Source organism: Marinobacter halodurans, assembly GCF_004327985.1.
Classification (GTDB): domain Bacteria; phylum Pseudomonadota; class Gammaproteobacteria; order Pseudomonadales; family Oleiphilaceae; genus Marinobacter_A; species Marinobacter_A halodurans.
Genome location: NZ_SJDL01000053.1, coordinates 1 through 24,216, shown reverse-complemented (window position 1 = coordinate 24,216; position 24,216 = coordinate 1). Strand labels below are relative to the sequence as shown.

Annotated in this window: 25 protein-coding genes; 18 read left to right on the top strand and 7 right to left on the bottom strand. The window is 60.9% G+C overall.

Annotation, left to right across the window (positions count from 1 at the left end; translation table 11 throughout):
• The first annotated feature begins 165 nt into the window (after nt 1-165).
• Nucleotides 166-651, top strand: a complete 486-nt coding sequence (gene rraA / locus EZI54_RS21840) for a ribonuclease E activity regulator RraA (RefSeq protein ID WP_131484002.1) — start codon at nt 166-168, stop codon at nt 649-651.
• A 75-nt stretch (nt 652-726) separates the two neighbouring features.
• On the opposite strand, the gene EZI54_RS21835 is transcribed toward rraA, so the two are convergent.
• The 3 genes from EZI54_RS21835 to EZI54_RS21825 all read right to left on the bottom strand — a co-directional run bounded on the left by EZI54_RS21835 (nt 727) and on the right by EZI54_RS21825 (nt 2,402).
• On the bottom strand, nt 727-1,029 hold the full coding sequence (locus EZI54_RS21835; protein WP_242674557.1) for a PilZ domain-containing protein: 303 nt from the start codon (nt 1,027-1,029) through the stop codon (nt 727-729).
• A gap of 174 nt (nt 1,030-1,203) precedes the next feature.
• Nucleotides 1,204-1,887, bottom strand: a complete 684-nt coding sequence (locus tag EZI54_RS21830; protein ID WP_341352868.1) for a TIGR04211 family SH3 domain-containing protein — start codon at nt 1,885-1,887, stop codon at nt 1,204-1,206.
• A gap of 215 nt (nt 1,888-2,102) precedes the next feature.
• A complete protein-coding gene (locus EZI54_RS21825; RefSeq protein ID WP_131484001.1) occupies nt 2,103-2,402 on the bottom strand; it encodes a YciI family protein in 300 nt (99 codons plus the stop codon).
• A 78-nt stretch (nt 2,403-2,480) separates the two neighbouring features.
• On the opposite strand from EZI54_RS21825, the gene EZI54_RS21820 reads away from it, so the two are divergent.
• Nucleotides 2,481-3,347: a PHP domain-containing protein gene (locus tag EZI54_RS21820; RefSeq protein WP_131484000.1), complete on the top strand. Its 867-nt coding sequence runs from the start codon at nt 2,481-2,483 to the stop codon at nt 3,345-3,347.
• A gap of 40 nt (nt 3,348-3,387) precedes the next feature.
• Here the strand turns inward: EZI54_RS21820 and EZI54_RS21815 are convergent, their stop codons facing one another.
• From EZI54_RS21815 to EZI54_RS21805, 3 genes are all read right to left on the bottom strand, one after another.
• Entirely contained in the window at nt 3,388-3,927 is a 540-nt protein-coding gene (locus EZI54_RS21815; RefSeq protein WP_131483999.1) for a YecA/YgfB family protein, read from the bottom strand.
• 176 nt (nt 3,928-4,103) lie between these two features.
• Nucleotides 4,104-7,355: a ribonuclease E gene (rne, locus tag EZI54_RS21810; protein ID WP_131483998.1), complete on the bottom strand. Its 3,252-nt coding sequence runs from the start codon at nt 7,353-7,355 to the stop codon at nt 4,104-4,106.
• Nucleotides 7,356-7,458: 103 nt separating this feature from the next.
• Complete coding sequence (locus EZI54_RS21805) at nt 7,459-7,692, bottom strand: hypothetical protein (RefSeq protein WP_131483997.1); 234 nt, start codon at nt 7,690-7,692, stop codon at nt 7,459-7,461.
• Nucleotides 7,693-7,951: 259 nt separating this feature from the next.
• On the opposite strand from EZI54_RS21805, the gene rluC reads away from it, so the two are divergent.
• The 3 genes from rluC to EZI54_RS21790 are packed head-to-tail and all read left to right on the top strand — an operon-like array spanning nt 7,952 to nt 10,799.
• Nucleotides 7,952-9,034 carry a 23S rRNA pseudouridine(955/2504/2580) synthase RluC gene (gene rluC, locus EZI54_RS21800; protein ID WP_131483996.1) on the top strand — a complete coding sequence of 361 codons (1,083 nt, stop codon included), beginning with the start codon at nt 7,952-7,954 and terminating at the stop codon, nt 9,032-9,034.
• Between the two features lie 37 nt (nt 9,035-9,071).
• Nucleotides 9,072-9,722: an HAD family hydrolase gene (locus tag EZI54_RS21795; protein ID WP_131483995.1), complete on the top strand. Its 651-nt coding sequence runs from the start codon at nt 9,072-9,074 to the stop codon at nt 9,720-9,722.
• A gap of 45 nt (nt 9,723-9,767) precedes the next feature.
• Nucleotides 9,768-10,799 carry a S49 family peptidase gene (locus EZI54_RS21790; RefSeq protein ID WP_131483994.1) on the top strand — a complete coding sequence of 344 codons (1,032 nt, stop codon included), beginning with the start codon at nt 9,768-9,770 and terminating at the stop codon, nt 10,797-10,799.
• Here the strand turns inward: EZI54_RS21790 and EZI54_RS21785 are convergent.
• Nucleotides 10,775-11,392, bottom strand: coding sequence for a Maf family protein (locus tag EZI54_RS21785; RefSeq protein ID WP_131483993.1), 618 nt, complete (start codon nt 11,390-11,392; stop codon nt 10,775-10,777). The genes EZI54_RS21790 and EZI54_RS21785 overlap by 25 nt on opposite strands.
• Before the next feature lie 162 nt (nt 11,393-11,554).
• Here EZI54_RS21785 and EZI54_RS21780 point away from each other — a divergent pair, with 162 nt between their 5' ends.
• The 13 genes from EZI54_RS21780 to putP all read left to right on the top strand — a co-directional run bounded on the left by EZI54_RS21780 (nt 11,555) and on the right by putP (nt 24,025).
• Nucleotides 11,555-12,100, top strand: a complete 546-nt coding sequence (locus EZI54_RS21780) for a YceD family protein (RefSeq protein ID WP_131483992.1) — start codon at nt 11,555-11,557, stop codon at nt 12,098-12,100.
• A gap of 81 nt (nt 12,101-12,181) precedes the next feature.
• Nucleotides 12,182-12,361 (top strand): 50S ribosomal protein L32, encoded by a 180-nt coding sequence (gene rpmF / locus EZI54_RS21775; protein ID WP_131483991.1) that lies wholly within the window; start codon nt 12,182-12,184, stop codon nt 12,359-12,361.
• A gap of 73 nt (nt 12,362-12,434) precedes the next feature.
• Nucleotides 12,435-13,436, top strand: coding sequence for a phosphate acyltransferase PlsX (plsX, locus tag EZI54_RS21770; protein ID WP_131483990.1), 1,002 nt, complete (start codon nt 12,435-12,437; stop codon nt 13,434-13,436).
• 78 nt (nt 13,437-13,514) lie between these two features.
• Complete coding sequence (gene fabD, locus EZI54_RS21765; RefSeq protein ID WP_131483989.1) at nt 13,515-14,450, top strand: ACP S-malonyltransferase; 936 nt, start codon at nt 13,515-13,517, stop codon at nt 14,448-14,450.
• A gap of 19 nt (nt 14,451-14,469) precedes the next feature.
• Nucleotides 14,470-15,207, top strand: a complete 738-nt coding sequence (gene fabG / locus EZI54_RS21760) for a 3-oxoacyl-ACP reductase FabG (protein ID WP_131483988.1) — start codon at nt 14,470-14,472, stop codon at nt 15,205-15,207.
• A 122-nt stretch (nt 15,208-15,329) separates the two neighbouring features.
• Complete coding sequence (gene acpP / locus EZI54_RS21755) at nt 15,330-15,563, top strand: acyl carrier protein (RefSeq protein ID WP_007154069.1); 234 nt, start codon at nt 15,330-15,332, stop codon at nt 15,561-15,563.
• Nucleotides 15,564-15,892: 329 nt separating this feature from the next.
• Nucleotides 15,893-17,134, top strand: a complete 1,242-nt coding sequence (gene fabF / locus EZI54_RS21750; RefSeq protein WP_131484003.1) for a beta-ketoacyl-ACP synthase II — start codon at nt 15,893-15,895, stop codon at nt 17,132-17,134.
• Nucleotides 17,135-17,142: 8 nt separating this feature from the next.
• Nucleotides 17,143-17,955, top strand: a complete 813-nt coding sequence (locus EZI54_RS21745; protein ID WP_165495834.1) for an aminotransferase class IV — start codon at nt 17,143-17,145, stop codon at nt 17,953-17,955.
• A 2-nt stretch (nt 17,956-17,957) separates the two neighbouring features.
• Nucleotides 17,958-18,992, top strand: coding sequence for an endolytic transglycosylase MltG (gene mltG, locus EZI54_RS21740; protein WP_131483986.1), 1,035 nt, complete (start codon nt 17,958-17,960; stop codon nt 18,990-18,992).
• An 11-nt stretch (nt 18,993-19,003) separates the two neighbouring features.
• Nucleotides 19,004-19,636: a dTMP kinase gene (gene tmk / locus EZI54_RS21735; RefSeq protein ID WP_131483985.1), complete on the top strand. Its 633-nt coding sequence runs from the start codon at nt 19,004-19,006 to the stop codon at nt 19,634-19,636.
• A gap of 220 nt (nt 19,637-19,856) precedes the next feature.
• Nucleotides 19,857-21,185, top strand: coding sequence for a phospholipase effector Tle1 domain-containing protein (locus tag EZI54_RS21730; protein WP_131483984.1), 1,329 nt, complete (start codon nt 19,857-19,859; stop codon nt 21,183-21,185).
• Nucleotides 21,186-21,277: 92 nt separating this feature from the next.
• On the top strand, nt 21,278-22,039 hold the full coding sequence (locus EZI54_RS21725; RefSeq protein ID WP_131483983.1) for a helix-turn-helix transcriptional regulator: 762 nt from the start codon (nt 21,278-21,280) through the stop codon (nt 22,037-22,039).
• 507 nt (nt 22,040-22,546) lie between these two features.
• Nucleotides 22,547-24,025 (top strand): sodium/proline symporter PutP, encoded by a 1,479-nt coding sequence (putP, locus tag EZI54_RS21720; protein WP_131483982.1) that lies wholly within the window; start codon nt 22,547-22,549, stop codon nt 24,023-24,025.
• The last annotated feature ends 191 nt before the right edge of the window (nt 24,026-24,216 follow it).

Below are 24,216 nucleotides of genomic sequence, written 5' to 3'. Positions count from 1 at the left end.
CTGTCTCTGGTCAGTTTGCTGGATACGATAAACCGGCTTCAGAGCCAATCATGAACCGCCGTGGTACGGAACCGTATGCCCGGTGGTGTGAGAGGACGGGGGAGGCAACTCCCCCTCCTACTCGATTCCGACGCAGAACAACCCTGTCCCCAGAAGGAGAAGACCGTGAATATCGTGACGCCTGACCTGTGCGACGAATATCCGGAAGTGATCGTCGTTGAACCCGGTTTCAACAATTACGGCGGCATCAAGGCATTCGGTGGCGAGATCGTGACCGTGAAGTGTTTTGAAGACAACTCCGTCGTCAAGGAACAGGTTGGATTGCCCGGCGAAGGTCGTGTCATGGTCGTCGATGGCGGCGGCTCGAAACGGGCGGCGCTGCTGGGCGACATGCTGGCCGAGAAAGCGGCCAGCAATGGCTGGGCCGGCATCATCATCTACGGCTGCATTCGGGACGTGGATGTTATTGGTGAGACGCAGCTGGGCGTGCAGGCCCTGGCCACGGTACCTCGCAAGACGGAAAAGCGGGGAATCGGCGACCTGAACGTACCGGTGACCTTCCACGGCACCACATTCGTTCCGGGTCAGTACGTCTATGCCGACAACAACGGTATTATCGTCTCCGGGAAGCCCCTCTCCATGCCGGAGTAAACGGCGCCGAAACCTGGCTGGCAGGTGCTCCGTCGAGGAGCGCCGCCAGTCGGGTCGGGCTCTTGCCCAGGGTTGCTAGCGTTTCACCTGCTTGATTGTAGCCCCCAGCAGATAGCCGTCGCCACTGGGTTCGCAGCGAAGTACTTCGATGACCGTCTCGAAAGGCGGAAACTTCTCGTTGGTTGAAGGCAGGAAGGTCTGTAACTCGGTCCCCACGGGGATGGCCGTGTCCATGTGAAGCTGCATGCCGGTGCCGCTGAGATCCTTGCAAATACCCTTGTACTGCTTGCCATCGGTATCGGTGACCGTCACCTCCGAATTGACCTGCATCCGATGAAAATCGCGTTTCTCCGAGTAGTCGCGCATCGTCGTTGCCATACCTCTGCCTCCTGGCCGTGTTTTACCTTATATAAGATGACAAAAGCCGCACGTCAAAGAACGATCCGTCATAAGGTGGCTTGTCTTTCTGGTATTTAGTGTATGGATTTGATTGCAGGCACAAGATGTGGTGTGGCGCACGTCGCTCTGTACGTGCGCCGTCAGTCGGAATGATCAGGCCCAGTTGTCCGTCTTGCGGGTGGGCTTGAGCCAGGGCAGGACGATCGCGATCAGTACGCCCAACCCTACCAGTCCGGCACCCAGCAGCATGAAGTCCGATTCCTTCTTGGCTTCGAGGCGCTCGTTTTCTGCCGTCAGGACTTCCACTTCCTTCTTGAGCTGCTGGTTGCTTTCCTGCAGTTCGCGGTTGCGACGGTCCAGTGTCAGCGCGTTAGAGGAGACCTCCTTGATGCGATCGAGCTCCGAGCTGAGCTTGCCGGCGCGGGATTGCAGGGACTGTTCGGAGCTGGCCAGTTCGTCGCGTTGCTGGCGCAGCGACTGGAGTTGATCCCGTGCTTCCTTGAGGGCGGATTCGGTCTGCTCCAGCTTTTTCTGGGTTGCCGCCAGACGGTCACGGGCAATCGGCTGGTTGGACAGGTAGCGGCTGAGTACCCAGCCTTCCTGGCCGTCCTGGGTCCGGACCTTGGTGTAGCCGGAATTCTCGCCTTCCTGGAGGACTTCCAGGCGGGTGCCGGACTTGAGGCTGTCGAGTATACGGAATTGGTTGCCCTCGCCGCTGCGGAGCATGATCAGCAGTTCATCGTCCACGTACTTGGTCTGGGCGAAGGCGGGGAGGCATAGCGCTGTCAGAAGGGCAGCGGCCAATAGTTTCGTCAATGTGAAGGGCTTGTGAATCACAACGAATCATTCCTGCTTGTTTTTTTCTGGAGCGTCCCGGGTATCGGGCAGGTCTCGAGGGCGACCTTCTTTTCGTTTTCGTCTGCCTGAGGGGCGGGTAAACAGGCCCCAACGCTGTGTAAGGCTACTTTTCAGAGGCCGTTCAAACCGGGAATTCTGTCATAGTTCCCGAGGCGATCAAGCACCGGGTTATTACGATCTGTCAATGCGGGCTCCTAGGACAACACCGGTTTGAATGGTTTGACCGTCACGCTGTCGTAGACGCCTGCCGCTACGTAGGGATCGGCATCGGCCCAGGTCTGCGCCGCCTCCAGGGAGTCGAACTCGGCAATCACAAGGCTTCCGGTGAAGCCCGCTTCGCCCGGGTCGCGGCTGTCAATCGCCGGGCAGGGACCGGCCAGCAGCAGGCGACCCTCCGACTTGAGCTGTTCCAGGCGCTCCAGATGTGCGGGGCGAGCTGTTTTGCGAAGGGGCAGGCTGTTCTCGACATCCTGGCTGATAATGGCGTAGTACATGAGTCTTTCCCTCTGTCGACTGGCCGCTGGAGGGCCGTGAGCGTATCCTGTGACGTACATTAAAGGGTTACGCCACATATGACCATAACCGCAACACAATCCGTCCGTATTGATCTGCATTGCCACAGTAACGTTTCCGACGGTGCGCTATCGCCGACCGACCTGGTCCGGCGTGCCGCAGCCAATGGGGTTACGCATCTCGCACTGACCGATCACGACACGACGGGCGGGCTTGCCGAGGCCGCGCGGGCTGCGGCCGATTGCGGCATTACCCTCATCAATGGGATCGAATTATCCTGTCAGTGGCGTTCGCTGACCATTCATATCGTGGGTCTGGGTTTTGACGACGGGGATCCGGACTGGCAGGCAGTGCTGGCCGAGCAGGCCGACAACCGCTGGCGGCGTGCCCGGCAGATTGTCGAGCGCCTGCGGCGGCTGAAGGTCGATGACCTGCTGGAGAAGGCGACCCGGGTGGCTGGTGGTGATGTTCCCGGCAGGCCCCACTTTGCCAGGGTCCTGGTGGATGAGTCCGTGGTGCGGGACAGCGGTCAGGCCTTCAAGCGTTACCTGGGGGCCGGCAAACCCGGCGACGTCAAGGCATGTTGGCCGTCGCTGGAGGCCGTGACCCGCTGGATCATCCGTGCCGGCGGCGTGGCGGTTGTGGCGCATCCCCGCAAGTACAGGATGACGGCGACGCGTCTGCGGGAGTTGATGAAGGATTTTACCGCCGCCGGCGGACTGGGTATGGAGGTACTGACGTCGGGGCAGTCGAGCGGTGATCTGGGGTTTCTCGCGGAGCTGTGTCGACGGGAAGGGTACCTGGCATCCCAGGGAAGCGACTTCCACTTTCCGGGAGCGCCCTGGTGTGAGTTGGGGCGGTTACCGGGACAGTTGCCCGACGGGCTGGAGCCCATCTGGCATCGTCTTGGCGTCAGCGCTGGCTGACGCCGTTTCGACCGGCGTTGGTGCCGCCTGCCGGGGGGCCTCAGGCCGGCACATGAAACAGCAGGTAGAGATCCGTCAATGAGTCTGGGATGGCGTCCGCCATTTCCTGACTCAGTTGATCGCTACTGCGTACCCGCTCGAAGTCCTCATCCTCAAACAGGCCGGATAGTGCCAGCATGGGCACCAACAGGTCGGCAGTTTCTTTCTCGTTGGCTTCCAGCCACTCGTCTTCATGCTGCAGGAAGGTGTCGACGAAGCCGGCGCACCAGTTCTCCAGGGCATTGAGGGGATCGCCATCTTCCGGTTCCGGCAGTTCGAGGGCTTCTCCCCGGTCCAGTGACGCGGCCATCATCGTGCTGAGCTTGTCCACCGCGTGGGCGAAAGCCTCGGGGACACCGGCCGAAGGCAGTTCATCCAGCCCGGTGGCGATCAGGAACATGGCCTTGGCATCCAGTTCATGGGGGCCTACAACGCTGGCGCTGACCACGCCGTGCAATCCGAAAAAGTCCAGGGCCTCGTCGCCCCAGGGATCCGCAAACAGGATATCTTCAACCGCTTCGATTTCTTGGGGAGACAGCATAGGGAAACACTCCTGTTGGAACATCCGCCAGTATAGCGGCTCTCGCCGGAAGACTGTATGTCATTGTGTTAACGGGCGATGACAGCCTGTTGATGAGGATAAAAAAGCGGGCTCCGGAATGTCGGAGCCCGCTCTTGGGGTGGTGCCCCGGTGGGGGGCGCTCTCCTGAAGGCCGTTCAGTGCCCGGCGGACGGTTTGTCGCCGGAGTCAGCGGTCTCCGCAGCCTGCTTGTTGCTGCCTTCTTTCTTTTCGGCTTCCTTCTGGGCGGCCAACTGACGCTTGCGCACCTCGCGCGGGTCGTTGTACGCACGGCCCGACGGTGCCAGAGCGGGCTCATCCTTGTCTTCGGTAGCCGCTGGTGACGCCTTTTCCGGTTCGGCCGTGGCTTTCTGCGGGGCAGTGCCAGCGGACTCAGCCGGAGCCTTTTCTGGGCTGGAACGATCGCCGGCTGAGGGCTTCTCCTGGCGAGGCGCGGTCTTTTCAGCAGCCTCCTTCGGCGAAGCCTTCCCGGCAGGCTCAGGCTTTACCTCGGCCTTGTCCGCCGGGGCTTCTGCCTTCGGCTTCTCAGGGGCCTTCTGCGGCTCGGCGGTTTGGGTTTGGGCCGCCGCTTCCTTTGGTTTGTCGCTTTCCCTGGCAGGACGCTGAGCCGGCTCGGCCTTGGCTTCGGGCGTTTGCTCCGCAGCCGGTGTGGCCGCTTCGTCCGGTTTGTCCTGCTTGACGGCTTCCGCCTTGGGAGCCGGCTTGTCGGTCGTATCCCCGGCTTTTTCAGCCTTGGGTTCGGCCGGTTTGGCCTCGTCTTTCCTGTCAGCCGCTGCCTGGCGATCGTCTCTGGGGGCTTTGGATGGCTCGGGTTGCCGGTCCTGAGTGCCCTGAGCCTTGCCTGCCTCTGCCGGGGCAGGGCTGTCCTTACCGTCCTGGCTGGCGGGCTTGCCTTCAGCCTTTGGTGCCTTCTCGGCCGGTTTGCCGGTCGAATCAGTGCCAGGGCTGGTTGTTGGGCCGCTCCTGTCCGCCTTCGGCTGTTCTGCCGGTTGGGACTGGGCTTCAGGCTGGCGATGTTGCTCAGATGGCTTGCCCTGATCAGCGGACTTGGGCTGTTCAGCCGCCTTGCCATTGCCCTGTTGTGCCTGCTCCGGTTTATCGGCTGTCGGTTTGTCCGCGGACTGCGGTTTGTTGGCCTTGCGCTCGTCGCTCTGGCGCTTGTCCTGTTCTACCGGTGAACCATCGCGGTTGCGCGGTCGACGTGGGCGGCGACGCTTTTCATCCCCACCCCGGGACTGTTGCTGCTTGCCGCCCTGAGGGGCGCGGTCCTGGTCCTGGCTCTTCTGGTCCTTTTGATCCTTCTGATCTTTTTGATCCTTCTGGGTCATCTGGTCCTTTTGGCCACGCTTGTCATCCTGGCGGTTGTCCTTGCGCTTGTTGCCGCCGCCGGGCTTGCCACTGCCGCCCTGGCTCTGCTGTTGCCCCTTGTTGGACGACGGCTGGTCGGCGCTACGACGACCCTTGTTGCGACGGTTGCCGCCGCCTTCATCCGGGCTCTGGCGACGGTTGGACTCGCCCTGGCGGCGATTGCCGCCATCGCGGTTGTCATCGCGGCCACGGCTGTCGTCGCGGGCTACCCGTGCCTTGCGGCGATCCTGGCGACCGCTGCCGTCACGGCGCTGTGCCGGGCTGCGCTGTTCGCTCTTGTCACGGCTTTCGGTTTCTTCGACCGGTTCGTCGCTGAAGAAGGCGGACAGCTTGCGGGACAGCCGCTTGAACAGTCCTTCCTCCTGGCCTTGCTGGCTGGTCGCCGGAGCAGCTTCAGCCTTGGGGGCAGGAGCGACCGGGCGAATGCCTTTAACGGCCGCTTCCTCGCGGGCGGGCTGTTCGCGGGCCACCTGGGTTTCCGGTGTTTCGTCTTCCTTGTATTCTTCGGCGATCTGGTAGCTGGTGCCACGCTCAACGGCGCTGATTTCGTCCTCGCGAACGCGCAGGATCTCGAAGTGAGGCGTATCCAGATGTGGGTTTGGTACGACCAGTACGTTCACTTCCTGGCGGGCCTCGATGTCAGCCAGCTGCTTGCGCTTCTCGTTGAGCAGGAAGGTGGCGACGGGCACCGGGAGGATTGCGCGGACCTCGCCGGTCTTGTCCTTGGCGGCTTCTTCGAAGATCAGGCGCATGATGCTCAGCGCGAGGGATTCGATGCCGCGGATCGTACCCTGGCCATCACAGCGTGGGCAAACTTCGCTGCGGGTCTCGCCCAGAGACGGGCGCAGACGCTGTCGCGACATTTCCAGAAGGCCGAAACGGGAGATCTTGCCCACCTGGACGCGTGCACGGTCCAGTTCCAGCGCTTCGCGGACTTTCTGCTCGACTTCGCGCTGGTGTTTGGCCGGCGTCATATCGATGAAGTCGATGACGATCAAGCCGCCGATATCGCGCAGACGCAGCTGGCGGGCGATTTCCTCGGCCGCCTCCAGGTTGGTCTGCAGGGCGGTCTCTTCGATATCGTGGCCTTTGGTGGCGCGGGAGGAGTTGATATCGATGGACACCAGCGCTTCGGTCGGATCAATCACGATAGAGCCGCCGGAAGGCAGCTTCACTTCGCGCTGGAAGGCCGTCTCGATCTGGCCTTCGATCTGGTACCGGCTGAACAGGGGGATTTCGTCCCTGTACAGCTTGATCTTGTTCTCGAACGACGGCATCACCGCCTGCACGAAGCTGAGGACGTCCTCATACACCACCTCGGAGTCGATCAGCACTTCGCCGATGTCCTGGCGGAGGTAATCCCGGACCGCGCGAATGATGACGTTGCTTTCCTGGTGAATCAGGAACGGAGCCTGGCGACTGGATGAGGCATCGGTAATGGCCTGCCAGATCTGTGTCAGGTAGTTGAGGTCCCACTGAAGTTCTTCGCTGGAGCGGCCGATGCCGGCAGTGCGGACGATGACGCCCATGTTGCGGGGGACTTCGACGCCGTTCATGGCGTCTTTGAGCTGGGCGCGCTCGTCACCCTCGATGCGGCGGGAAATGCCGCCTGCACGCGGGTTGTTCGGCATCAGCACGAGATAGCGGCCGGCAAGGGAGATAAAGGTCGTGAGGGCGGCGCCCTTGTTGCCACGCTCTTCCTTGTCGACCTGGATGATGACTTCCTGGCCTTCGTTCAGGACATCCTTGATGTTGATCTTGCCCTCGATGTCCTTGGGCGATTTCTTAAAGTATTCCTTGGAGATTTCCTTCAGGGGGAGGAAGCCGTGACGCTCGGCGCCAAACTCGACGAAGGCGGCTTCAAGGCTGGGCTCGATGCGGGTGATCTTGCCCTTGTAGATGTTGGATTTCTTTTGTTCCCGATTGCTGGCCTCGATGTCGAGATCGAAAAGCCGTTGTCCGTCTACCAATGCAACGCGCAACTCTTCCGGATGAGTTGCATTAATCAGCATTCTTTTCATGAAGAACGAGTTTCCTGTCGGTTAACGACGGAAACCGGCCGTTTTGGCGCTCATCGGCGAGGCAGGATGCAGCTGACGGCTGACGCTAGACAGCCGGACACGATCAGGCGCTGGCGGCAGGCCGCTCCACGCTTTCGAGAAGGCTAACGGTCTGTTCTTCCGATAATTTCGCGGATAAACCGTAACGATTCAGTGTCAGTTGATGCATGCTATCCAGTTCAAGTTCACACCGGCTCCAAGGTCTCACGTCATATTCGTAAGCTGGACGGCCCGGCCCGGCGTGATTGCAATGATTCTTCGCGATGTCACCCGCCGGTTTTCCGTGCGGATTGAACATGTGTACCTCCCTGATCCCGGACCCTGTAGGGTCAACCGGCGACGGGGAGGTGCCTTTTTGCTCTGCCCGATGACCAGCAGCACTGTGTCTGGCCGCCGGCATTCAAAGTCTTGAGTAGTGTCGGTATACTTCCGGCTCGCTTGTATCGATTACCTTACCATTATAGGGCTCGATTTTGAGCATAAAAGCAGGCCGGAACATAACAGTATTGCCCCGGCTCGTCAATCCCGCGCAACACTCCCCGGAATACCGTCAGAACATGTCCAGGCAGAAACCCGACAGAAAACGCCCGGCCCGGCAGAAGTCCTCCCGCCGTCGCCCGGCTTCCGTGTCCGCTAAGGCCGCCGCTCCAAGCCAGGACGCGTCCGGCGTAAAGGCGGAGACCGATGTCGCCCCCAAGACCAGCGTGCGCTGGGCCACCATTGATGAGGACGGGGCCGGGCAGCGTCTGGACAATTTTCTGTTGACGCAGTTGAAAGGCGTCCCCAAAAGCGCGATATACCGGATCGTCCGGAAGGGCGAGGTGCGTATCAACAAGAAGCGTGCCAAGCCGGATTCCCGGCTTTCTGCGGGCGATACCGTGCGCATTCCTCCGGTGGTGACCAGGGAGAAGCCGGTTGCACCAGTGCCGGGTGCACGGGTCCGGCGCGTGGTCGAGGCGGCCATCATCTATGAAGACGAACGCATGCTGGTGGTCAACAAGCCCCAGGGGATGGCGGTGCACGGTGGCAGCGGCCTCAGTTTCGGCCTGATCGAGGCGTTGCGCGCGGCCCGGCCGGAGGCCCGTTTTCTCGAGCTGGTGCACCGGCTCGACCGGGATACGTCTGGGCTGATTATGGTGGCCAAGAAGCGGGCGGCGTTGCGTCACCTGCAGGATGAGATTCGCGCCAAACGCGTGGTCAAGCTCTATCACGCCCTGGTGGTCGGGCATTGGCCGGCAGGCCGGACGGAGGTGGATGCGCCGCTGGAGCGTTTCGAGTTGCGTTCTGGAGAACGCATGGTGCGGGTGTCCGATGCCGGCAAGGTGGCCTTGACCCGCTATCGGGTCCTGGAGCTGTTTGACGGATACAGTCTGGTCGAGGCGTTTCCGGTTACCGGGCGGACCCATCAGATTCGTGTTCATTGTGCCTTCGGTGGTCATCCGATCGCCGGGGATGACAAGTATATGGATGATGCCAGTCTCAAGGCCTTTCGGACGGTGGGCGGTCAGCGGTTGATGCTTCACGCCCATGCGCTGGAGCTGGTGTTGCCCGATGGCCGGCACCAGCGCTTCGAGGCGCCTTATGAAGAGGTTTTCGGGAAAACGCTTGAGCGACTCCGGGAGCGGCGGGGCGCAGGATGAGGCGCTGGATAGTATTCGAGACGGGAGATAGAGAGAAGTGACTCCGAAGGTAGTGATTTTCGACTGGGACGGGACCGTGATCGATTCCGTGGACCACATTGCCAGCAGTCTGCACGGCGCCGCCACCGAACTGGGTTTTCCGGCGCGGGAGATGGATGCTTATCGCGATATCATCGGATTGGGTATCATTGAGGCTCTGCAGAAGCTCTACCCGGGGCTCGACATGGGTGATATCAACGCGATCCGGGAGGGTTATGCGCGCTATTTTTTCAGTCAGCAGACGACGCCGCAGAATATTTTTCCCGGTGTGGAAGCGCTGCTGACCGACCTGGGGAAGGTCGCCGAAGGACTTGCGGTTGCCACGGGTAAGAGTCGGCGTGGGATGACCCGGGCTCTTGAGTCGACCGGGCTGGCCGGGCACTTTGCAATCACCCGCTGTGCCGATGAAACCCGCTCCAAGCCGGATCCGACCATGTTGCGGGAGATCATGGCGCACTTCGGCATCGCGGCAGAAGAGGCGGTCATGATCGGCGATACCGTGTACGACATGGAAATGGCCCAGCGTATCGGTATGCCGGCGATTGGCGTGGAGTGGGGCGTGCACAGGCGCGAGCGTCTGCAGGCATTTGCGCCTGCTGCGATTGTCAGCGATGTGGAAGAGCTCAGGCAGGCGCTGAAGCTGGCCTGAAGTTCGAAATTATCCATCAGCAGTTCAGTAGTAAGGAAGCAGGCTATGTCAGATTGGGATAACGATGGCAAGGCGGGGTGGGGAGCGGAGTCGACACCACCTTCGAAGCAGGATTCCGAAGCGGGTGATTCACAGGCGCCGGAAGAAAGGCGGGACTGGAAGCTGATTGAAAAGCTGGTGCTGTCGATGCAGTCCGAGCAGCGCAAGAGCCGGCGTTGGGGGATTTTTTTCAAGTCCCTGACATTCATCTACCTGTTTGCCCTCCTGTTCCTGCTGAAGGTGCCTGTGGAATCCGGGCTCAAGGCGGCTGCCGGGCCGCACACGGCCGTCGTTGAAATCAACGGCCCCATTGCGGCGGATGAGGAGGCCAATGCCGACGACGTGATTGCCGCTCTGCGGGATGCTTTTGAGGCCACCGAGGCGAAGGCGGTTCTGTTGCGCATCAACAGTCCCGGCGGGAGTCCGGTGCAGGCCGGTTATATCAATGACGAGATCGAGCGGCTGAAAGGCGAGCATCCCGACAAGAAAGTCTATGCCGTGATTTCCGATATCGGCGCGTCCGGCGCCTACTACATTGCCGTTGCCGCCGATGAGATCTATGCCGACAAGGCCAGCCTGGTGGGCTCGATCGGCGTGGTTGCCGGAGGTTTCGGGTTCACCGGGTTGATGGACAAGCTCGGTGTTGAGCGTCGACTCTACACCGCCGGCAAGAACAAGGCGTTCCTGGACCCGTTTTCCCCGGAGAAACCGGGTGAGGTGGCGTTTTGGCAGAATGTGCTGGAAACGACGCATCAGCAGTTCATCGAACAGGTCCGGGAAGGTCGCGGTGATCGCCTGAAAGAAAACGATCAGCTGTTCAGTGGTCTGGTCTGGACGGGCGAGCAGGCGCTGGGGCTGGGATTGATCGATGGCCTGGGAAGCGCCCGTTACGTGGCACGCGAAGTGGTTGGCGAGAAAAAGATGGTCGATTACAGCCGCAAGCCGTCGCCATTCAAGCAACTGGTGGACGATCTGGGAGTCTCTGTTGGCAGCGGCCTGGCCCAGGCCCTGGTTCAGTCGCGTCTGGAATTGCGGTAGGCAGCGGCGATCGGATGGATGCCCTGCTCCTGCAGGAGGTCGACCAGGGCGATCAGTGGAAGGCCCACCAGGCTGTTCGGATCGCGTCCCTCAAAGGCGCGGAACAGGGCGATGCCGAGGCCTTCCATGCGAAAGCTACCGGCGCAGTCGTAAGGTTGTTCGGCGCTCAGGTACTGGTCGATGGTTTCGCTGTCCAGCTCCCGGAAATGGACGCGGAACGGCTCGCACAGGCTCCAGGTGCTGCCTGAGTCGGCATCGGTCAGGGCCAGGCCGGTCTGGAACAACACGGACTGACCACTGCAGGCGGCGAGTTGTTGCCGGGCGGTGGCGTGGTTGCCCGGTTTGTTGAGCAGGGACCCGTCCGGCAGCTCGGCTACCTGGTCCGAGCCGATGATCAGGTGGCCCGGATAACGCTCCACCAGCGCTTCCGCCTTGCCTTCGGCCAGCCTGACCGCCAGTTCTTCCGCCGTCTCTCCGGCCCGGGGCGTCTCGTCAATATCCGGCGAGGCACAGGTGAACGGCAGTTGCAGGCGCTCCAGGAGGGCCTTGCGGTAGGGTGAAGAGGAAGCGAGAAGCAGGGGTTTGATGGTCATGGGGGCTCTGGCGACGGTGGTTTCAGCCAGGATACCGGACTCGGGGCGCCGTCAAAATCTTTCGCTTTGCCTGCGTGATCCCACAAGCCGCTTGTGTAATTGCCGAAATAACGCGCAGAAGGCTTTGACAGCCGGGGGGCAGGGCCCTAAAATTGCGCGCCTATGTCGAATGCCGAGCTGCCCCGGACCGTTGAACCCAACAAGCTTGCTGAAAAAGAGGCGAGTCTTGACGGTGTCATTGCATTGCGTTCGCTCTCCCGATTCGCAGCCCTGCTGCTTGAGCCGGAAGGCGACGTCGACGTCCATTTGCAGTTTGGAATGGATGCCGAAAGACGTCGGGTTGTCGAAGGGCAGCTGGACGCACCGGTCGTACTCGAGTGCCAGCGTTGCATGTCGGCGATGAGAACGTCGCTGATGTCGTCGTTCCGGCTGGGGCTGGTTATCAGTGACGAGCAGGCGCGGCAGTTGCCGCGGGATCTGGAGCCTTTCCTGATCCACGATTTTGAAGCGGATCTCTGGCAGATGGTCGAGGATGAGCTGTTATTGGTTATCCCGCCGTATCCGCTGCATGAGCTCGAGGACTGTCCGGCCGCCGGGACGCTCGAAGCGCTTGATGCCGGGCAGGATAAAGGGCCGGCCGACGAACCGGAGCAGCGCGAGAATCCGTTCAGTGTTCTGGCGGAGCTCAAGAAAAAAGACGATCACTGATTCGCAGTGCGTCGCGGAACAGGACGCCGGTCGCTGAACAGCGCACGGCGCTTTATTATTTTTTAGCTCAGGAGTAATACCATGGCTGTACAACAGAACCGTAAGACCCGCTCCAAGCGCGGCATGCGTCGTTCTCACGATGCACTGGGCGCTGCGGCCCTGTCCGTTGATTCCACTACGGGCGAAGTGCATCGTCGTCACCACGTTTCCCCGGACGGTTTCTACCGCGGGAAGCAGGTCGTAGAGACTCGCGACGAGTAATTGAGCCGGTGCGGTCTGCAACTGCCCGTATTGAACGGTACGTGCCCGGCCGTGCCAGCCTGCAAGGTGAACGATGACTTCGATCACCATTGCCGTCGATGCGATGAGCGGAGACCGCGGTCCCGCCATCGCAGTCTCGGCAGCGCTTGATGCTGTCCGGGAAAACGAGGGTCTCAATATCATCCTCGTTGGCCAGCAAAGTGAACTCGAAACCCTCCTGGCCGAATCCCATCCCCGCATCCGTATCGTCGAAGCCATCGACGTGGTCCGGATGAATGAACGTCCTTCCCATGCCCTTCGCCACCGACAGCATTCGTCCATGGCCGTTGCCTTGCGTCTGGTGCGCGACGGCGAGGCGCAGGGTTGTGTCAGTGCCGGCAACACCGGCGCCCTGATGGCCTTTGGCCGCTCCCTGCTGCGCATGTACCCGGGTATTGAACGGCCGGCGATCGTGAAGCTGATCCCCTCGCTACGAGGCCGGTGCCATGTTCTGGACCTGGGCGCCAACGTCGATGCCAGTGCCGAGAATCTCTACCAGTATGCATTGATGGGGTCGTTGATGGCGTCCGCGGTCAACAACCTGCAGGAACCGCGCGTAGCCCTGCTCAATGTGGGCGAAGAAGAAATCAAGGGGAACGAACAGGTGCGTCTGGCGTCCCATATGCTGGCCCAGTGCGAGACCTTGAACTATATCGGCTATGTGGAAGGGAGCGACCTGTTCCGCGACGTGGCTGATGTGGTGGTCTGCGATGGTTTTGTCGGGAATATCGCGCTGAAGACCGGTGAGGGGGTGGCCGCCATGCTGATGGAGTTGCTGGACCAGACCTTTACCCGGTCCCTCTACGGTCGGATTATCGGCTGGCTGGCTCGTCCGACGCTGACGCGTCTGCTGAAAACCATTGATCCGTCGCGGCACAATGGTGCCAGTTTGCTGGGGCTGCAGGGTGTGGTCATCAAGAGTCATGGAAACGCCAATGAGCGGGCAATGCTCGCGGCGATCCGGCAGGCCTGCCGGGAGGTGCGTCTGGAAGTTCCGCGCCGGATCAATGAGCAACTGGACGAATTGATGATTTGAAGCCCCGTGTCTTGTGGTCTCAAGGCTTGTACCATTGGCTAATCTTCTCAGGTAGGAAACAGGGGTAGACTGAGCGCCATGAAATCAGCATTTCTTTTCCCGGGACAGGGATCACAGTCGATTGGTATGCTCGGCGAGGCAGCAGAGGCCTGGCCGATCATCGCGGAAACATTCTCAGAAGCGTCCCAGGTGTTGGGCTTCGATCTCTGGTCCATCTGTAAGGATGGTCCTGAGGATGAGCTCAATTCCACAGCCGTTACCCAGCCGGCGCTGCTGACGGCCAGTGTCGCCCTGTGGCGGCAGTGGTTTGTGGATAACGGCCCGCGTCCGGACTTCGTGGCCGGCCACAGCCTGGGTGAATACAGCGCATTGGTGGCCGCGGAAAGTCTCAACTTTTTCGATGCGGTCAAGCTGGTTCGCCTGCGTGGCGAGCTGATGCAAAATGCCGTTCCCGCAGGGCAGGGCCGTATGGCTGCTATCCTGGGGCTTGAGGATGATGTGGTTATTGCCGCCTGCGAGGAAGCGGCCGAAGGCGACGTCGTTGCGGCGGTTAACTTCAACGCACCGGGCCAGGTGGTGATTGCCGGACATTCGGCGGCAGTCGACCGTGCTATTGACGTGTGCAAGGGCAAGGGGGCCAAGCGTGCCCTGCCGCTGCCGGTGAGTGTGCCGTCGCACTGCTCCCTGATGAAGCCGGCTGCCGATGAACTGGCCAAGGCCCTGGATGACATCAGCTTCAACGATGCTGTCATACCCGTGGTGCAGAATGTGACTGGGGCGCCCGAACAGGATCGTGACAGCCTCAAGGAAAACCTCCTGCGCCAGCTGTATTCGCCTGTACAGTGGACGGATTCTGTCCGGTACCTGAGCGAAGAGGGCGTCGAGGCGGCTGTTGAATGCGGTCCGGGCAAAGTGTTGGCCGGTCTGGCCAAGCGCATTGATCGCAACCTCAGCGTGTTCCCCATCGAAACGCCGGATGCGTTGCAAAAGGCCCTTGACGGGGTAAAAGGATAAGACAGGAGAGACACGGTTTATGTCGCTGGAAGGCAAGGTTGCCCTGGTTACTGGCGCCAGTCGGGGGATTGGCCGGGAAATTGCGAAAGTGCTCGCAGAACGCGGTGCGTTGGTCGTCGGCACGGCCACATCGGAGGCGGGCGCGGAAGGTATTACGGATGCGCTGTCCTCCATGGGTGGCTACGGCATCGTGATGAACGTATCCGATGCCGCGAGCATTGATGCCGGCATCAAGTCGATCACCGAAAAGTCCGGAGCACCGGTTATCCTGGTGAATAATGCCGGCATCACCCGCGACAATCTGTTAATGCGGATGAAAGAAGACGACTGGGATGATGTCATCAACACCAATCTCAGCTCCATTTTCCGCACCAGCAAGGCGGTTATGCGCGGCATGGCCAAGGCGCGCTGGGGGCGAATCATCAACATCAGTTCCGTGGTTGCCGGCATGGGTAATCCGGGGCAGGTGAACTACTGTGCGGCCAAGGCCGGCGTCGAGGGGATGACCCGCAGTCTGGCGAAGGAAATGGCCAATCGCGGTATTACGGTGAACAGCGTGGCACCGGGCTTTATCGATACGGATATGACGAAGAAACTGGACGACAGCCAGCGGGACGCTATGATGAGTGTCATTCCCGCCGGTCGTCTGGGCGAGCCGGAAGAGGTTGCTGCGGTGGTGGCGTTCCTGGCTTCACAGGAAGCGGCCTACGTCACCGGGGAAACCATTAACGTGAACGGTGGTATGTTCATGGGATAATGGGTTTGTTGTAACCCTTTGAACAACAAGCCATTAGCTTCAAACCCTGCTTGTTTGCGGGTGGGGATTACACTAAACTGCACGCAAAATTAGTGCTTGGTTGCGAATTAAGTGAGGAAACTATGAGTACAGTCGAAGAGCGCGTGAAGAAGATTGTTTGTGAACAACTGGGCGTCAAGGAGTCTGAAGTTCAGAACACGTCTTCTTTCGTAGAGGATCTGGGCGCGGATTCACTGGACACCGTTGAGCTGGTCATGGCTCTCGAAGAGGAATTCGAGACTGAGATCCCTGACGAAGAAGCTGAGAAGCTCGCCAGTGTTCAGGACGCGATCGACTACATCGTCGCGCATACCTGATACTCAGTCTTATTGAAAGCCAAGCAGAAGCCGTCCTTAGTCGGGTCATTAAGGGCGGCTTTTTTATTGGCGCCAGGGTGGTGTGGTGGTCGTTGGGCTGTGTTGAACCGCTGGGTCGAACGGACGCCATGACAACCCATGTGTGAGATTGTCACAATAGTGTCACCGGGGTTTGCGATAAACCGCGAGGTCTGACGCTATGCAATTTTCCGGGATGAGACCGGAGTCGGGCGGGTCAGGATCCGTCTGGTGAATAACAATGACCCAATGAAAATGGTGATCCGGCAGCTTCGCCGGGCAGCCGACGGGAAACTATAGGTGATTCAATGATGTCTGGACGACGTGTCGTAATCACGGGTCTCGGTACTGTCTCTCCGCTGGGTAACGATGTGGCCTCCACCTGGGAGGGTATTCGTGCCGGCCGTAGTGGTATCGGGCCGATTGATCGGTTTGATTCGACGGATTTCAACACCCGGATTGGCGGAGCGGTCAAGGATTTCGATCTGGAGCAGTACCTGAGCGCGAAGGATGCCCGCAAGATGGATGCGTTCATCCACTACGGGATCGCGGCGGCGACCCAGGCGGTACAGGACAGCGGTCTCGATGCCGAGGGCGTCTGTGATCCCGACCGTGTGGGGGTTGCGATCGGGTCTGGTATCGGCGGTCTGGAGTTCATTGAGAAGAACGTTCGGATTCTGGAGGAGAAAGGCCCCCGCAAGGTGTCGCCTTTCTTCGTCCCGGCAATCGTCATCAACATGGTAGCGGGTAACGTGGCCATCCGGTTCGGCTTCAAGGGGCCGAACATCGCGATTACCACTGCCTGTACCACCGGGACGCACAACATCGGTTATGCCACGCGCACCATCCAGTATGGCGATGCCGACGTGATGCTGGCCGGTGGCTCGGAAATGGCCACCACGCCGACCGGCATTGCCGCCTTTGGTTCGGCCCGCGCCCTGTCCACCCGTAATGATGAGCCGGAGAAGGCCAGCCGGCCCTGGGACAAGGGCCGTGACGGGTTCGTGCTGAGTGACGGCGCCGGGGTGCTGGTGCTTGAAGAGCTGGAGCATGCCAAGCGCCGTGGAGCTACCATCTATGGTGAAGTGGTTGGTTTTGGCATGAGTGACGATGCTCACCACATCACCGCCCCGTCGGGCGAGGGCGCCCAGCGTTCCATGCGGAATGCTCTGCGCGATGCCGGGGTAGCCCCGTCCGAGATCGGGTACATCAACGCCCATGGGACCTCCACGTCGGTGGGTGATGTCGCCGAGGTGGATGCCGTCAAGGCGGTCTTTGGCGAACATGCCTATAAGCTGGCGATATCCAGTACCAAGTCCATGACCGGTCACCTGCTTGGTGCGGCGGGTGCGGTGGAGGCGATCTTCTCGCTGCTGGCCCTGCGCGACGGAATCCTGCCTCCGACTATCAACCTGGATCATCCGGATGAAGGGTGCGACCTGGATTTTGTCGCCCACAAGGCACGCGAAGCGGACCTCACAGCCGTGCTGTCCAACTCCTTCGGCTTTGGCGGCACCAACGGCACCCTGATCTTCCGCCGCTACGAGGGCTGATCCCGCCCGTGCTGGAACGCATCTGGGCGGACGAGAGCACGTTCCCGGTCGCTGACCGGGGGCTGGCCTACGGCGACGGTCTGTTTGAAACCATCCGGTTCAATGGTCGCCAGGCCAATCTCCGGGACCGGCATCTTCGGCGACTGACCAATGATGCCGGCCGGTTGGGTATCCCGGCATCCAGGGAGGCGCTGGCGTCCGCCCTGGATGCCGCAGTCGACCGATACGCCACGCCTGGGTCCTGGGTCCTGAAGCTGATCCTGACTCGTGGCAGTGGTGGGCGTGGCTACCGTCCTCCGGCGTCTGCCCACCCCCGGCTTTGCCTGAGCCGCCATGAATGTCCGCCGTCTCCGGCCCAGCCCGTTGCCGTCTCCCGGTGCCCCAATCCACTGGTCGTTGATCCTCAACTGGCCGGCATCAAGAGCCTCAATCGTCTGCCCCAGGTGCTGGCCAGCCAGACCATGCCCGAGTGGGCGTACGAAGCGTTGATGGGCAGCCCGAACGGCGATCTGCTGGAAGGGACTCGCACCAATCTGATCGCCCGGGTCGGCGACCACTGGGTGACGCCGGCGGTGGATACCCTGGCCGTGGCCGGCGTGGCGCGGCAGGCGGCACTTGATGAACTGGCCCGATTAGGGGAATCTGTGCAGCTGCGAGCCATCACCCGGGTGGATATACACGATTCGGATTTTGGCGGCCTGATGCTGATGAACAGTGTCGTGGGCGGTATCATGGTCGGCTGGATCGACCAGTTCGAGTTGCCTCGGCACGAGGCGCTTGCCAGAATCCGGTCCTTTCTTTCGGATGCAGTTGGATCCTGACCTTGTTTAAACGTTTGCTTATTCTATGTCTGCTGCTGGTTCTGGCGTCCGCCGGCACTGGCCTATGGGTGTGGCAGGGCCTGGCTACCCTGAAAACCCCCGTCACCCTGTCGGAGCCGGTCCTGTTCAATGTTGAGCATGGCAGCACTTTCAGTGGCGTGGCTCGCCAACTGGAGCGCAATGGCCTGGTGGGCGACTCGCTGTGGCTGCGGTTGTGGGGGCGCCTGCATCCGGATCGCAATCTGATCCAGGCCGGCACCTACGAATTCGTGTCCGGCGATACGGCGTTGGCCATGGTCCGCAAGATGGTCAACGGGGACACCAAGACCTGGTCCGTCCAGTTTATCGAAGGTTGGCGCTTTGCAGATCTGCGCCAGGCGCTGGAAAAGCAGCAACATCTCGATATTGCCTCCAGTGGTCTGACCGACGCCGAGCTCATGAAGCGCCTTGGCCACCCGGATGAACACCCTGAAGGTCGCTTTTTCCCGGACACTTACGTCTATACCGGGCAGGAGAGCGACCTGGATATCCTACGCCGAGCCTATGATCGCATGCAGTCCATCCTGCAGGAAGAGTGGCAGGGCAGGGCCGACGACCTACCCTATGAAAGCCCCTATGAGGCGTTGATCATGGCGTCCATCGTCGAGAAGGAAACCGGCGTCCCCGATGAGCGCAGCCAGATTGCCGGGGTGTTTGTCCGTCGCCTGGAGAAAGGCATGCGCCTGCAGACCGATCCGACCGTGATCTATGGTCTCGGGGACAGCTATGACGGCAACATTACCCGTAAGAACCTGCGTGCGGTCACGCCCTACAATACCTATCGGATCAGCGGATTGCCGCCGACTCCCATAGCCTTGCCGGGGCGCGAGGCGATTCACGCCGCGTTGCATCCGGATGACGGGGATAGTCTGTATTTCGTGGCTCGGGGCGATGGTTCCCATGTGTTCTCCCGGACGCTGCAGGAGCATCAGCGTGCGGTGCGCGATTTCCAGCTCCGGCGCCGCTCCGATTACCGCTCGTCGCCCCAATCGCAATAGGCAGAGACAGGATGAATCCCGGTTACTTTATTACGTTCGAAGGCTCCGAAGGTGTCGGCAAATCCACCCAGCTCGGCGTGGCCGAAAGCTGGCTGCGGAAGCAGGGGATTGATGTGGTGGTGACTCGTGAGCCCGGGGGAACGCCGCTGGCCGAGAGCATTCGTGATGTCCTGTTGACGCCCAGGGATGAAGTCATGGATGACTTGACGGAGCTGTTGCTGGTCTTTGCGGCCCGCTCTCAGCACCTGAACCGTTTCATCCTGCCCCATCTAGAGGCCGGTTGCTGGGTACTGTGTGACCGTTTTACCGATGCCACCTACGCCTACCAGGGCGGCGGACGTGGGCTGTCGCGGGATCACATCGCTCAGCTAGAAACCCTGGTCCAGGGTGGTCGCCGTCCGGATCACGTGATCCTGCTGGATGCCCCGGTGGATGTGGGCATGGCCCGGGCCCGCAAGCGGGGTGAGCTGGATCGCTTCGAGCGGGAAACCGTGGCCTTTTTCGAACGGATCCGCCAGACCTACCTGGAACGGGCCGCACAATGGCCGGAACGTTACCATGTGCTTGATGCTTCCCGCCCCCTGGCGTCTGTCAGTGAGTCGCTGATTACCACCTTGCGGCCCCTTGTCGCGAGCCAGTCCTGAGCAACCCCGGCGGCTTTCTGTGACCACATCAGCGGTCGTCTCGGCCAGATCCCGATTTGTCTGCTAAGCTTCGTAGGTGATTAAATAATAATCAGTCCGATGTGTCGCCACGATGGGTCGGACTCTTAAGGATCAGGTGGAGCGCGAATCGGATTCCGGCCGTACCGATCGTCCCTGTTTGCAGTCGGTGGCACCTGCCGCGAGCATGGAGGGGATGGTTATGTCGAAAGCAATCATCGTATGCTGTGACGGTACCTGGAATCGTCCCGAAAGCGAGGCGAACCAGGCCGAGCCGTCCAACGTTCTCAAGTGTGTCCGGGCCCTGAAGGCCCATTCCGGTCGTCGCGACCAGGTGGTCTATTACGACAACGGCGTCGGGACCGGCGGTGGCCTTGACCGATGGCTGGGCAGCCTGTTCGGAGCAGGGCTGTCAGCCAACCTTCTGCAGGCGTATCGTTTCATCACGAACAACTGGGCCCCCAGCGACGACATCTATCTTCTGGGCTTCAGTCGCGGTGCCTACACCGTGCGCAGTCTGGCCGGCTTCATCCACACCCTGGGTTTGCTGGGAAAGTCCGAGATGCACTTCCTGCCCCTGGCCTATCGCTGGTATCGGGCGGAACCCGGGCACGAGCGCGACAGCGTTCCACAGGCGGCGCTGGTGGAGGAATTGCAACAGTCCAGCCGGCGCATCCCCATCCGCTTTCTGGGTGTGTTCGACACCGTGGGTGCCCTGGGAATCCCGTTGCCCGGGCTGCGCAAGCTGTCGCGTCCCTGGGTTGGATTCCACAACACACAGCTGTCTGACTCCGTGTCCTATGCCGTGCAGGCATTGGCAATCGACGAAGCCCGCGTGTCGTTCAAACCGGATCTGTGGACCTATCCAGCGGATGCCAGCCTCCACGAGGATGAGTCCGTTGCCCGGCGTACCCTGCAGGTCTGGTTGCCAGGGGTGCATGGCGATGTCGGTGGGGGCTATGCGTCAACCGGCCTGTCGGACCTGGCCCTGCAGTTCATGATCAGCCAGGCCAATCAGCACGGTCTGGAGTGGCGGCTCGGAGACGTTTTCCAGACACCGCCCGAGACGCGTTACATGGCTCCGTCGCATAACAGCTTAACCCTGCCATACCGGTTGTTCGGCGCCTACGACCGGCCCATCGGGTTGGCCCAGCGTGAGGCGATGGGACTGGAACCGGCGGTCACGGAGAAAGTTCATGTGGCCGCCAGCGAACGATTGCAGGAAGGCGGGGAGATACGTAACCGTGCCCGCCTTGAGAGCGCGCTGGTGGAGGGAGTGCCGGTCTTCCATGAGCGGCGCCACCTGCGGCTGATAGTGCCCGAGACCCTGTCCGTGGCCGATATGCCCGATGTTGGTGAGGTATGCACCCTAATGGATATGTCCGAATCGGGCGCACGCCTCTATTATAGTGGTAACGGGGCGGTCAGCGAAGGCGGATTGGTACGGCTCAGGCACCCTCGTATTGGCGACAGGACCGCACGCGTGCGCTGGTGTGCAGGCAGCGAGGCCGGCGTCGAGTTCGCGGCATGATGCCCGGCGGGAGCTGCGGAGCCCGACGTGTGAATCATGGAGTGGAATATGCTTAAATAGGCCAGATCCCTTGTGACGGCCCTTCGCACGTTATGCTGAATGCCCGAGTCCTGAAACTCCCCGAGAATGCCGCACAACACGAGCATATTCACCATCAGGTGGTGATCGGCCTGCAGGGATCGTCCGGGCTGGCCGGTCAGGGATGGGGCGTCGATCTCGATAGCCGTCGAGCCTGCCTGCTGCCGACGGAAACCCGCCACGATTATTTCGGCAATGACGTGAACCATGTGCTGGTCATCGATCTCGACACCACGGCACCCGCGCTGTCCAACCCAAAGCATGGCGATTACGACCGGCTTGCGCCACTGTTCGAACGGCCGTCGCACCTGGATATGGACAACCGGCTCCAGAGCCTGATCCAACTGTGCGCGTCGGAGTTGAACCAGTCACCGGACAACCGTTCTCTCCACGAACACTTTGCTACGGGTATTATCCATTGCCTGTCCCAGCGCCTGAGCAATGGCAACGCGCCACGTCGCAAGCGCCAGACTTTCAATGCCGAGGCCATCCGGCATTATGTGCGGAACCACCTGCACCAGAAGATCACCGTAAAGGACCTGGCCAGCGAGGCTTGCCTGAGCGTGAGTCGGTTCCATGAAACCTTCCGTGAAATGACCGGCATGAGCCCGCATCAGTACTTGATCCACGCGCGTCTGGAAAAGGCCATTGAACTCCTCCAACAGCCCCGCCTGTCGCTGGCGGAAATCAGCCTGCTGACCGGCTTCTCGAGCCAGGGGGCGCTCACCCACGCAATGAAGAAATACCGGGGCGTGACACCTTCCGTCTTACGGTAGGGTGAATGAGCCTCCGGCGTCGGCGTAAAACCGTACGTTTTCATAAAAAAACCGTAGTTTTATGCAAGCCGCGGCCGGTCCCGCTCACTACATTAGTGGGAGGGTTTGAAAAGGTTACATTCAGTTCATCCGGAAGAGTCAGCGTTGACCCTACCGGGGTGGGCTGCGTGTACCCGTCACTATTGGTTCTCGGCCAATGATGACTGGGTGCCAGGACTTTGGGGCCGACGTCAGTCCGGGACCGGTCACCAGGGACTGTAGTCTCAGCCATTACGGCGAACCACGGAACAACGAACCCCGACAACCACGAACGACATCAGTCGTCAGGAATGCATCGCTGTATTCGCCGGATAGAACGTGGGTCCGGCAGAGTGAATGCAACACTGGGATGGCCTGGGCTGTCCCGAGTTGTATCCGCCGCAGTGATCGCAGCGCGCCGCCCTGGAGCAGCGTGAAAGGACCACAAAAAATAACACACCTCTACTAGCGGACGGGGAGAAACACCAGATGGTGGGAAATAACCTGGGGGTCACGCTGACCTTTATCGTGTACATCCTGCTGATGTTGGCCATTGGCTACATCGCCTGGAAGCGTACATCCAACCTTTCAGATTACGTTCTTGGCGGCCGGAGTCTCGGTCCGCTGCCTTCGGCACTGAGTGCCGGTGCTTCCGATATGAGTGGCTGGTTGCTGCTGGGTCTGCCGGGCTACGCCTATGCCGCCGGCTACGAAGCAATCTGGATTGCTGTCGGCCTGCTGGTCGGTACCTGGCTGAACTGGCTGATCGTGGCGCGCCGCCTGCGGACATACTCCATGGCTGCCGGCGACTCGCTGACGCTGCCTTCCTACTTCGAGAACCGGTTTGAAGATACCAGCCGTCTCCTGCGGATCATTTCCGCGTTCTTCATCCTGCTGTTCTTCCTGTTCTATACCAGCTCCGGCCTGGTTGCGGGTGGTAAGCTGTTCCAGACCGTGTTCGGTATCGACTACACCACGGCCGTTATCATCGGTACGGTTGCCGTGGTGTCCTACACCTTCTTTGGTGGCTTCCTCGCCGTGGTCTGGACCGATGTCATCCAGGGGCTGTTGATGTTCGCTGCGCTGCTCATCGTTCCCATCATGGCGATCAACGCGGACGGCGGCTGGTCGGCCACACAGGCTGCCATGACAGCGAAGAATCCGGAGTTCCTGAGTGCGTTCACCGATTCCGATGGCAAGGCCATGACCGCCATGGCAATCCTGTCGCTGCTGGGCTGGGGGCTGGGGTACTTCGGTCAGCCGCACATCCTGGCGCGCTTCAAGGCCATTCGTAGCGAGGACGATATCCCGGCAGCCCGTCGCATTGCGGTCCTCTGGAGTGGCTTGGGGCTGTTCGGCGCCCTGCTGGTTGGCTTTGCCGCCATCGGGTACTTCGATACCCCGCTGGAAGACGGCGAGAAGGCCTTCATGCTGCTGGTCAACGCGCTGTTCAACCCGTTCGTAGCGGGTATCCTGCTGGCGGCGATCCTTGCGGCGATCATGAGTACCGCGGACTCCCAACTGCTGGTGTCTTCATCTGCCCTGGCTGAGGATTTCTACAAGGCACTGTTCCGTCGTGAAGCCTCCCAGAACGAGCTGGTCTGGGTGGGTCGCTTCGCCGTATTCGGCATTGCCGTCGTGGCCTGCCTGCTGGCCTTCGATCCCGACAGCAAAGTCCTGGAACTGGTGTCCTACGCCTGGGCCGGCTTTGGTGCCGCCTTCGGCCCGGCGCTGATCCTGTCCCTGTTCTGGAAGCGGATGACCCGCCTGGGTGCGCTGGCCGGTATCGTTGTCGGCGGTGTTACCGTGGTGATCTGGGGCAACCTGTCCGGTGGTATTCTCGACCTGTACGAAATCATCCCGGGCTTCCTGTTCGCCACGATCTCGATCGTGGTGGTCTCCCTGGCAACGCCGGAGCCGTCCGAATCCATCCAGGAAGGGTTCGAGTCCGCCATGGGGAATAGCTAACCGATGGCTGACTGAGGCCTGACGGTCTCAACCGGCAACAAGGGCGCCTGCGGGTGCCCTTTTTTTGGTGCGCCAGGCATGGCGCGTAGCGCCTTGACGGGCGCTGTTCTGGTACAGGTGGTGCTGGCCGGATGACTTGGGGGTGCAAGTCCCCTGTGGGCCCGGTAAGGGGAACCACTAGCCGAACGGCA

Coding starts and splice junctions, on each gene's coding strand:
- EZI54_RS21835 (WP_242674557.1), bottom strand. CDS start 1,029: ATGGCAACGACGATGCGCGACTACTCGGAGAAACGCGATTTTCATCGG.
- EZI54_RS21825 (WP_131484001.1), bottom strand. CDS start 2,402: ATGTACTACGCCATTATCAGCCAGGATGTCGAGAACAGCCTGCCCCTT.
- EZI54_RS21820 (WP_131484000.1), top strand. CDS start 2,481: ATGACCATAACCGCAACACAATCCGTCCGTATTGATCTGCATTGCCAC.
- EZI54_RS21815 (WP_131483999.1), bottom strand. CDS start 3,927: ATGCTGTCTCCCCAAGAAATCGAAGCGGTTGAAGATATCCTGTTTGCG.
- rne (WP_131483998.1), bottom strand. CDS start 7,355: ATGAAAAGAATGCTGATTAATGCAACTCATCCGGAAGAGTTGCGCGTT.
- EZI54_RS21805 (WP_131483997.1), bottom strand. CDS start 7,692: ATGTTCAATCCGCACGGAAAACCGGCGGGTGACATCGCGAAGAATCAT.
- rluC (WP_131483996.1), top strand. CDS start 7,952: ATGTCCAGGCAGAAACCCGACAGAAAACGCCCGGCCCGGCAGAAGTCC.
- EZI54_RS21790 (WP_131483994.1), top strand. CDS start 9,768: ATGTCAGATTGGGATAACGATGGCAAGGCGGGGTGGGGAGCGGAGTCG.
- EZI54_RS21785 (WP_131483993.1), bottom strand. CDS start 11,392: ATGACCATCAAACCCCTGCTTCTCGCTTCCTCTTCACCCTACCGCAAG.
- EZI54_RS21780 (WP_131483992.1), top strand. CDS start 11,555: ATGTCGAATGCCGAGCTGCCCCGGACCGTTGAACCCAACAAGCTTGCT.
- rpmF (WP_131483991.1), top strand. CDS start 12,182: ATGGCTGTACAACAGAACCGTAAGACCCGCTCCAAGCGCGGCATGCGT.
- plsX (WP_131483990.1), top strand. CDS start 12,435: ATGACTTCGATCACCATTGCCGTCGATGCGATGAGCGGAGACCGCGGT.
- fabD (WP_131483989.1), top strand. CDS start 13,515: ATGAAATCAGCATTTCTTTTCCCGGGACAGGGATCACAGTCGATTGGT.
- fabG (WP_131483988.1), top strand. CDS start 14,470: ATGTCGCTGGAAGGCAAGGTTGCCCTGGTTACTGGCGCCAGTCGGGGG.
- acpP (WP_007154069.1), top strand. CDS start 15,330: ATGAGTACAGTCGAAGAGCGCGTGAAGAAGATTGTTTGTGAACAACTG.
- fabF (WP_131484003.1), top strand. CDS start 15,893: ATGTCTGGACGACGTGTCGTAATCACGGGTCTCGGTACTGTCTCTCCG.
- tmk (WP_131483985.1), top strand. CDS start 19,004: ATGAATCCCGGTTACTTTATTACGTTCGAAGGCTCCGAAGGTGTCGGC.
- EZI54_RS21730 (WP_131483984.1), top strand. CDS start 19,857: ATGTCGAAAGCAATCATCGTATGCTGTGACGGTACCTGGAATCGTCCC.
- EZI54_RS21725 (WP_131483983.1), top strand. CDS start 21,278: ATGCTGAATGCCCGAGTCCTGAAACTCCCCGAGAATGCCGCACAACAC.
- putP (WP_131483982.1), top strand. CDS start 22,547: ATGGTGGGAAATAACCTGGGGGTCACGCTGACCTTTATCGTGTACATC.